General features: G+C 65.5%; 8 protein-coding genes and 1 tRNA gene. 4 read left to right on the forward strand and 5 right to left on the reverse strand.

Annotated features, from left to right (window positions below; translation table 11 throughout):
• Positions 1-7: 7 nt before the first annotated feature.
• From FJ222_02750 to FJ222_02760, 3 genes are read right to left on the reverse strand one after another with little or no spacing between them, the layout of a single operon-like run.
• Positions 8-607 (reverse strand): hypothetical protein, encoded by a 600-nt coding sequence (locus tag FJ222_02750; protein ID MBM4163347.1) that lies wholly within the window; start codon positions 605-607, stop codon positions 8-10.
• Entirely contained in the window at positions 604-1,248 is a 645-nt protein-coding gene (locus FJ222_02755) for a hypothetical protein (protein MBM4163348.1), read from the reverse strand. Before FJ222_02755 ends, FJ222_02750 begins: the two co-directional genes overlap by 4 nt.
• On the reverse strand, positions 1,245-2,252 hold the full coding sequence (locus FJ222_02760; GenBank protein ID MBM4163349.1) for a hypothetical protein: 1,008 nt from the start codon (positions 2,250-2,252) through the stop codon (positions 1,245-1,247). Before FJ222_02760 ends, FJ222_02755 begins: the two co-directional genes overlap by 4 nt.
• Positions 2,253-2,426: 174 nt before the next feature.
• Between FJ222_02760 and FJ222_02765 the strand changes: the two genes are divergently transcribed.
• From FJ222_02765 to FJ222_02780, 4 genes are read left to right on the forward strand one after another with little or no spacing between them, the layout of a single operon-like run.
• Positions 2,427-2,846 carry a hypothetical protein gene (locus FJ222_02765; GenBank protein MBM4163350.1) on the forward strand — a complete coding sequence of 140 codons (420 nt, stop codon included), beginning with the start codon at positions 2,427-2,429 and terminating at the stop codon, positions 2,844-2,846.
• Positions 2,847-2,876: 30 nt separating this feature from the next.
• Positions 2,877-5,018 carry a prepilin-type N-terminal cleavage/methylation domain-containing protein gene (locus FJ222_02770; GenBank protein MBM4163351.1) on the forward strand — a complete coding sequence of 714 codons (2,142 nt, stop codon included), beginning with the start codon at positions 2,877-2,879 and terminating at the stop codon, positions 5,016-5,018.
• A 39-nt stretch (positions 5,019-5,057) separates the two neighbouring features.
• On the forward strand, positions 5,058-6,143 hold the full coding sequence (locus tag FJ222_02775; protein MBM4163352.1) for a hypothetical protein: 1,086 nt from the start codon (positions 5,058-5,060) through the stop codon (positions 6,141-6,143).
• 43 nt (positions 6,144-6,186) lie between these two features.
• Complete coding sequence (locus FJ222_02780) at positions 6,187-7,338, forward strand: PAS domain S-box protein (protein ID MBM4163353.1); 1,152 nt, start codon at positions 6,187-6,189, stop codon at positions 7,336-7,338.
• Here FJ222_02780 and FJ222_02785 read toward each other — a convergent pair.
• The gene (locus FJ222_02785; protein MBM4163354.1) at positions 7,330-7,920 is read right to left on the reverse strand and encodes a 2-dehydropantoate 2-reductase; all 591 of its coding nucleotides are present in this window, start codon (positions 7,918-7,920) and stop codon (positions 7,330-7,332) included. The two genes, FJ222_02780 and FJ222_02785, sit on opposite strands and share 9 nt — an antisense overlap.
• Positions 7,921-7,943: 23 nt before the next feature.
• Positions 7,944-8,020 (reverse strand) — tRNA-Pro (locus FJ222_02790).
• Positions 8,021-8,500 lie beyond the last annotated feature (480 nt).

The following is an 8,500-nucleotide window of genomic DNA, read 5'->3' on the forward strand; positions in this document are numbered from 1 at the left end:
GCGAACCTCACAAGGGGGTGATTTCGGTGGGAGCGCTGATACACTCGATGCGGATCGTGACGCGGTGGCGACGGACATCGCCCGGATTGGCTGAAAGGGTCAGGCCGGTCACGTAAACATAGGGGTTGTCGGCTTCGATCGCGGCGAGGAAGTCGCGGATCTGCTGGTAGGATGCCGAGCCGACAATGTCAGCCGAGCAGCGGGAGAGGGGCGCACCGGGGCGGTTCCAGGGCAGCGGCACAGGATCCTGGACGGTCATGCTCTGCACCTCGAAGCCGGACGCTGCCGCGAGCGGATCAAACCGCGGACGCATCCCGAGTTGATACGAGGCCCCCAGCGCGGGGCGCAAGGCATAGGTCTCGGCGATGTGCCTGAGCGTGGCATTCAGCGTCTGGATGCGGGCCTCGTGCGCCGGGATCTCGGCCACGGCCTGCTGCGCCAGGGCGTTCGTCTTCACCATCTCGGCGCATTTTGCCGCCTGCTCGTTCGCGTCCTTCCGCATTGGGACAAAGGCCAGCGCCCAAAGGCCATAAATCACCGCGACCGCGACCAGCGCGCCAATCACGGCCAGCTGCTGCTTCTCTTTGGGTGTGAATGATTTGTTCATTTCAGTGTTTTGACACGATAGGTGCAGACAATTTCAAAGAGACGCCCCGCCAGACCGGCGTTCGATGCCGGATCCAGGCGGAACGCGCCCTGCGGAATGACGGCCGAGTCGACGGTGTTGGTGAAGGGGTGTGCGGAGAAGACATCGCGCAACCGGGCGACATCGGCCTCGGCGGTCGGGCTTGACGTCTTGCCGATCAGCCGCAGCGATGCGCTGAGCTCGGGCGGCTTCGCGGGCGCGGCACCGGGCGCGGCGGCAGGCGAAACGCTGATCTCGCTCATCATCCTCAGATCGGTCAGTTGCAAGGTCTCGGGCATGGCGGTAGCGAGGGCGGTCAGCTCATCCCGCCAGCTGATCCGGGCGTTCCGCCAGCCGTCCAGATCTGACGCCACGCGCTCGATGGCCTGCCGCCGTGTGGCGAGGGTCTGCGCCCGCTTGAAATCGGCCTCAATCCGCCCCCACTTCCACGTTTCTTCCTTGAGCGCCGTAGCGTTACGCTGGGATGTGAAAAACGCCCATCCGAGAACAGAGAGGATGACGGCGAGGACCAGACCGGCCAGAACGAAGATGAGAAAGCGGGACGTGATGACGCTGCAGTCACGGATCTCGTGTTCGTCAATCAGATTGACACGCAGATTCATGGTCTTTTGGCCTCCAAGGCCGCGACGGCGGCGCCTGCGGCGGCGGCAAAACGGCACCCTTGAGCGGCAAGCCCCGGTGTGATCGCATCGGGCGCCGCCGGCAGGACGGCCAGGGGGTTCCAAACCGTGACTTCGACGCCCAGGGCGGCTGCCAGCGGCTCCGCCCAGCACGGCGTCTGAAACAGGCCGCCCGAGACGACCAGACGCCCGGGCCGGACGTTGTGGCGCCGTGAAACAAAATCACGGCCGAGGATGATCTGGCGGGCGAGGGGCTCGAATGCGGCCCCGGTCTGACCCTCGGCGTCAACGATGCCTTCACCGACGGCTCCCAGAGCCGTCTCGGCATCCATCCCGAGGCTTTCCCCAAGCTTTCGCATTATCGCATTCGCACCAATGCGAAATTGTCTCGCAAATGCGAGTTTCCGGGCGACGATGATCGCAACGGTGGCGGTCTCGGCGCCGAGGTCGAGCAGAATGACACCCTGATCACGGTTGCCCGGGATGCTCAAGACCATCCCGTTGATCGCAGCCAACCCCGCGACCTCGAGCGACTGGGGGGCTGGAAAGCCCTGAACGAACGCGCTCAGCGTGGCCCGAGCCACCGCATCGGGAAGCGCGGCGAGCAGCGCGTGGGTTTCGCCCGCCGTGGAGTCCTGAATTTCAATCGCTATGCGAAACGCTTTGGGGTCGGTAATGCCGAGCAACTCGGCAATCGGCACATCGTCCAGCTTGTTGGACGGCCTCGGAATGGAGAGCAGCTTCGAAACGATTCCCGGATGCGACACCGCCAGGGCACCCGCAGGGGCGCGCATGTCGCGCGGCAACACGCAGGCGCCGGAACCCGTCGCAGGCCCGCTCCAGACGCGCACAATTGACCACGCCCCGCCCCCCATGCGCGACACCCGCACCGCACGGGTTCCAGTGGTGCCAAAATCAATCCCCACCACATCTCTGAGAAAGCCGCCACCGAGGGACAACGCCGCCTTGATGCCCGAAAAATCCATACGGGTACTTTAGCAGAAATGGTGCCAGTTGCAATGGCTTTCTGCTTTGAGAATCGAAAAGAAGCGGTGTTTTACGGCGCCGTGATTGTTTGGCATATTCCATGCAATTATAAGACGGCGCACGGGGCGCAGGCGGCGTCTGCGGGACCCCGGAAGAGGACCAGGAGAATAACCATGAAAATTTCCTCTGCTCAGGCACGGCGCGCAGGGTTTGGCACGATTGAGACGATGATCGCGTTGATGGTTGTGTTGATCGGACTCGCCTCGGCAAGTCCCGTTATCACCCAGGCCAGTCATGCCATCCGCCTCGGCCGGGATCATTACGTGGCGACGACGATCGCTCTCGCGACGCTGGAGCAGGCGCGCAATCTCGATGTGGGGCTGCTGCCCCTCCTCGCGGTCACGGGGCGGGTCGTGAACGACCAGGGGCTGCCGACCGCCGACGGCCACTTCCGCCGCTCGGTGGTGGTACAGCAGAATGTTCCCTCTGCGGGGATGACCCAGGTCACGGTGACGGTCGAGATCGCCGACCGCCGGCGCGGCGGTTTTATCGGCGCGCAACAGAATACCATGATGGCCTACACGTCGTATTAAGCGATTGGCGAGAGAGACGGGATATCCATTGTGTGGCAACACCGATCCAGAGCGGGCTTTTCGATCGCGGAATTCATCGTCACGATCACGATCCTGCTGATCGTGATGACCATGGCGGCCGTGGGTTATTTGCATTTCATCCACGCCGAACGCCGGGGATCGGAGGTGGCGCAGCTCGACATGGACGTGCGCAAGGCGATCGAGATCCTGCGCGAGGGACTGCGGCTCACCACGATCGACCAGGTGGTCTTCTACCCGCCAAACACCCCGCCCCATCGGGCCATCAGCTACCCCGCCGTGGTCGACTGGGACCGGAATGGCCTCGTGGACCTCGAACCCGGCGGCACCAACGTGCTGTGGGGGCAGACGGTGGTCTATCACATCTGGCAGCAATCGCCCTACCAACTGCTGCGCACGACGTTCCAGCCGCGCAACAAGACCCTCTCCAATGAACAGCGGGCCGAACAGCTCCGGCGGGTCGTCGAGCAGCCCGACCACGGCGCCGATTACGAGCTGGAGCCGTATCAGGGGACGACGCGCATCTTCAGCAATTTCTTCGAATGGAATCTCTCGTCCAAAAGCACGGCGTTCGACGGCTACAGCCCGGCCGAGGAGCGTGTGCCCACGCCCTTTGGCAGTTATGTGCTGGCGCCCGGAACGCACACGCTGTCGTTCCGCACCACCGACAAGAACAGCCTGAACACGACCGCGAGCTACCGGGTGGCGCTGGACACCCTCCGGCCCGCGTTCAGCGGCGGGGAGATCGAGGCCGAGGCGCTGACGGTGTCGAGCGCCACCCCCGCCGCAACGGTTGTGACCACCGTTCCCGAAGTCTGCAGCGGCAACAACTACCTCAACTTCCCGGCCACCTCGACCAATCAGACGATGCTCGTCTCCTTCCGCAATGACGAATGGGTGGAATCCAATTTCCGCGCGGCCGACGTGCGCCAAAGCAACACCGTCTACACCGCCTTCGGCGCCAAGCTCGACAACTCGGTGGTCCTGGAGGGCGTCGGCGACACGTGGACCGTCGGCAACCACACCGATGATGTGACCGGATATTGGGAAGACATGCGCTCGGCCAACGGCATCCTGGTGCGGGTGCCGCTGGAGGGGGTCGAGTTCGGCGGAACGAATGTCGGCACCCTCGTCCGCTCCGGCTCGCTCTATCGCGTTCCCGGAGCCGCCGCCGCCGCGGCAGCCGGACGCTCGATCAGCACCCGCTGCCTGGAAATGGCCATCTACTACGATACGACGTTCGGCACCAACGCCGTGATCGCCGAAGTGGACAGCGATGGACAGATCGTGCCCGGCACGCAGGGGACGATCTTCCTGAGCCGCACGCATGCCGGAAATACGTCGGGGAGCGGCTACATGGTCTATGGGTGGTACGTCGGCGGTGCGACCTACCCGATCTCCACCGCGAAACGCTATGTCGTGAGCTTCTGGTTGAAGCCGACCGCCTCCGACCCGTGGTGCGCCAACTGGGCCCACCCCTCTTACAAGAGCCTGCCCCCGACCCGCATCCGCACGCTGACGACCAACGACCTGCCGAACGCGCAGAATCTGCTGGCTGCTTCGTGGTCCAACGGGACCTACACGACGCGCGCCAAGGTCGTGGGCCTCATGCGGCTGGTCACGTCGTTCGCGCCCGCCGGCGAATTCTGCTCGCAGGTCTATGACACGGGTTTCGCCAACCCCGCTTATACCAACGTGACGTGGTCCAACGCGGTCGTCAACACCGCCTACACGACCGTCGCCACGACCAACGCCGCCCTCGCCCTCTGGCTCCGGTCGGGCGCGTCCCCGAATCTGACCAACGTGGCCTGGACGGCCGTCGCCAGGGACACGGCGCCCGCGCTCGCCACGAGCGGGCGCTATGTCCAGTTCCGGGCGACGCTGGCCAGCGACGCCCTCTCCTCGCTCTCACCCATCCTGCACCACGTGCGCCTGCGCTGGGACGCGCCGCCCGCGCTGGTCAACCTGAGCGGCGTGCTGTACAAGGGGCCCGACCGCGGCGCGTTCGAACTCCTGGTTGACGGCCAGCCGCTGGTGCGGTCGGTCCGCGTGGAGCTGACCCTGTTCCGGGATATTCCAACGATCAATTACAAATCCGAGCGGCTGACTTCGTCCATGGTGGCCGAGGTCGAACCCCGCAACACGGGACGTTAGTTGCAGGCGCGCGACGCGATTCAGGGAAAGGGGGATGCCATGAGAAAACAAAAACAGGGCCGGCAGGGCTTCGCCATGATCGTGGCCCTTTCATTCCTGGCGCTGATGGTGCTGGTGGCCACCGGGGTGCTCGCCTTCGGCCAGCAGCAGATGCACGCGGCCCGCCGGACGCGCGATTACCTCAAGGCCAAGGTGATCGCCGAGACGGGGCTGAACATCGCCTTCAACGACATTCGCGGGGATGTGGATCTCGTGACGGGGTACAACGGAGCCCCGATGGCGTTCGGCGACGGAACCTATGCGGTGACCATCACGAATGTCAGCACCTCCGCCGATGGCCGGACCCGCCTGCTGCGGCTCACCAGCGTCGGCCGGTGCGGCATCGCCGATGCGCGGGCGTCCCTGGCGGTGCGCCACATCCACAATACGAACACCTCGGGCAATCCCGATCTCGACAAGGTCCTGGTCAACGCCCTGACCAGTCAGAAGCAGATCGTGCTGAACGGCAACCCGACCGTCGTCGGCGACATCGCCTCGGCCACCCGGATCTCGACATCGGGCAACGCCTTCAATGTCACCGGCACGGGGTTTGCGCCGGACTTCAGCGGCCGTGCGAACCGGTTCACCGGCGGCGTCAACACCAGCGACCCGTCGCGCTATTCGATCAACTGGGGCGCCGTGCTCTCCATGGACAAGTACACCTCCAAGGCCGTCACCCACGACGGCCGGGCGTTCTCGAGCTATCCCGCCAACACCATCGTGTACAGTCCGAATGACGTCTCCATCAGCGGCGGCACGATTCAATGCATGATCATTTCCGCCAAGAACATCCGTATATCGGGCAACGCGAGGCTGCTGCGGCCGGGCACCTACCCCGTGCTGGTGAGCCTGAACGGCTCGATCACGATCACCGGCACGCCGGAGGTGAACGGGTTCGTGGTGTCGCTCAGCGGCGACGCCCCCATGGGCAAGGCCGCCGGAACGCCCACGATCAACGGCAGCCTCTTCATCATGGGCGGGCTGCCGGACAGCGGCAACGTTAAGATCAACTACCTGCCGCTCGAGATCCGGCCGCCCGACACCCCCGACGCGCGCGACACCGTGGAAGTGGTCGCCTGGCAGTGACACACCCCGCCCCCCCGTCATCCCACCCCCTGGAGATCGTCTCGTGAGCACAGCGACCCCCCTCCCCTCCGCCAGGAACCTCGCCCAAACCATCCGCATAGACATCCTGCCCCGGTTTTCCGACACCGACGCCTCCGGCGACAAGGGCCGGGATGCGGGCGCCTTGCGCCGCACCCTGCTGAACGTGGCGGACTACCGCTTTCTTTTTGAGAATGCCTACGACGCGACCCTGCTGACGCACGAGGACGGCCGGATCATCGTGGCCAACGCCCGCGCCGAATGGCTGCTGCGCTGCGACGAGAAGACCCTCCAGGAGATGAATGTCCAGCACATCGTCTCCGGCATGGACGAGTCGGTCCTGGCCTCGATCAACGCGGGGTTGCAGACCGCGCGCTTCATGCGCATCACGGCCTGGTGCGCCCGCTCCGAGGGCGAGCCGTTCCCGGCGGAGATCGCGGTGACCCGCCTGGAGCACGCCGGCGAGGTCTGGCTGTGCTTCTTCATCCGCGATGAAACGGTCAAGCGCCGGGACGAGGAGGCTCTGCGCACCGTCCACAACGCCATGCAGAACGCGGGGACGGGGATCGCCGTTGCCGACCTGGACGGCCGGCTGGTGCATACCAACCCGGCGCTGCGCCGGATGTGGCGGATCGCCGACGCCGACGCGCCGACGCTCACCCTGGCCGCATTGCTGGGGGAGCCGGTCGCCGAGGCGGTGATGACCGTCGTCCAGCCGGACGCGCCGCCGACCTGGACGCACGAGCTTCCCGTGCATCACGACACCGAAGACCCCCGCTGGATCCAGATCTCCGCGGCGGCCAACACCGACCCCGACAATGTCGCGACCGGCGTGGTGCTGTCGTTCGTGGATGTCAGCGACCGCTTCCGCGCCGATGCGATCGAGCGGTTGCGCGAACGCGACCAGATCATGGCGCAGAGCCTCGGCGCCGTCTGCCACCATCTCGGACAGCCCACCACGGTGCTGCTCTCGAGCATCGAGATGCTGCAACTGGCCGGCAACAAAGACCCCGCCCTCGTCAAGTCCCTGTTGGAGATGAGCATGACCGCGGCCGAAGAGATCCGCCAGATCCTCCGCAAGCTGAACGAAATGGACGTCTACAAGGCGGTCCCCTATCTCGCTTCGGCCACCGAGGCGCCCGCGACGGCGATCATCGCGCTCGACGCGTCAATCTGACAGCGCCCGCTCAAAGGCCGGCCAGTCGCCCACCCGCGTGACCGTCCCGCGCGGCGGGGTGTAGGCCCGGTTCCAGGGACGGTCAAAGACAAATACGCGGGCGGGTGTGTGGGTGCCCAGCCAATCGAGAGCGGAAGGGGCGTCTTCGAGCGCCACGTCAAACGACAGCGCGCGCAAGTCAGCGCGCGTCAGCGCGCGGGCGGCTCCCGGTTGCGGCGGCGGTTCGCGCTGGTATTTATCTACGAAGACGAGCGGCACGTCGCCCACTCCGTGGCGCTCCAGCCAGCGCTGAGACACGTCCCGCGAGGCGACGGGGCGCCCCGTGACGATCGCCACCTCCCAGCCGAGACGCCGCCAGCGGATGAGCGTCCCGATGGCGCCCGGCGTCGGCGCATAACCCAGGATCGCGTCATCCGTGTGCGCCCGCTCCATCAGCCGCTCATATTGCCCGGCGTCCAGATCGAACGAGCGGCGCAGGTCAAACCAGCGGATGTCCTCGTACCTCACGCACACGCCGAACAACGCGCGGGCCAGCCCGCACAAAGCCCGGGCGGTCTCACACACCACGTCGTCAAAATCCACGTAAATGCGCATCGTCTGGAAAATGGTCGGGGCGAGGAGATTCGAACTCCTGACCTTTTGCACCCCAAGCAAACGCGCTACCAGGCTGCGCTACGCCCCGACGGGGAAGAAAACGGTTGTAAGATACCAGTGATTGCGCGCGGGGTCAAATGAAATGACAGATCCGCTGGTAATCGGTTAGCGACGGGGGTGTGGGACAGTGTGGGGGTGCGTGAGTGCGTGTGAGTGTGTGGGTGGGTGGGATAGGTGTCTGCGCGAAGCGCGAGGTAGGGCAGCGGCGTCCCGCCACGCCGCAGGCGAATGGATAAAGAGGCTCTTGCAAAACCTCGCGAGTATGGGCGTGACACGGGCATCTTGCCCGTGTTTCACGGGCGGGACGCCCGTGCCACGGTGGGTTATGCAAGAGCCTCAAGGGAATTCTGACCACTCACCCACCCCGCCTCGCGCATACCTTTGGCTTTCGGCGCGGCGGGACGCCGCCGCCCTACCCGCTTTCGCGCGGCCACATACCCACTCACGCACCCACACACCCGCACACGGTCACAGTCCCCCCCCCCCCGCCCCCAACCCCCCACGACCC

This window comes from Lentisphaerota bacterium (assembly GCA_016873675.1).
Classification (GTDB): Bacteria; Verrucomicrobiota; Kiritimatiellia; order RFP12; family JAAYNR01; genus VGWG01.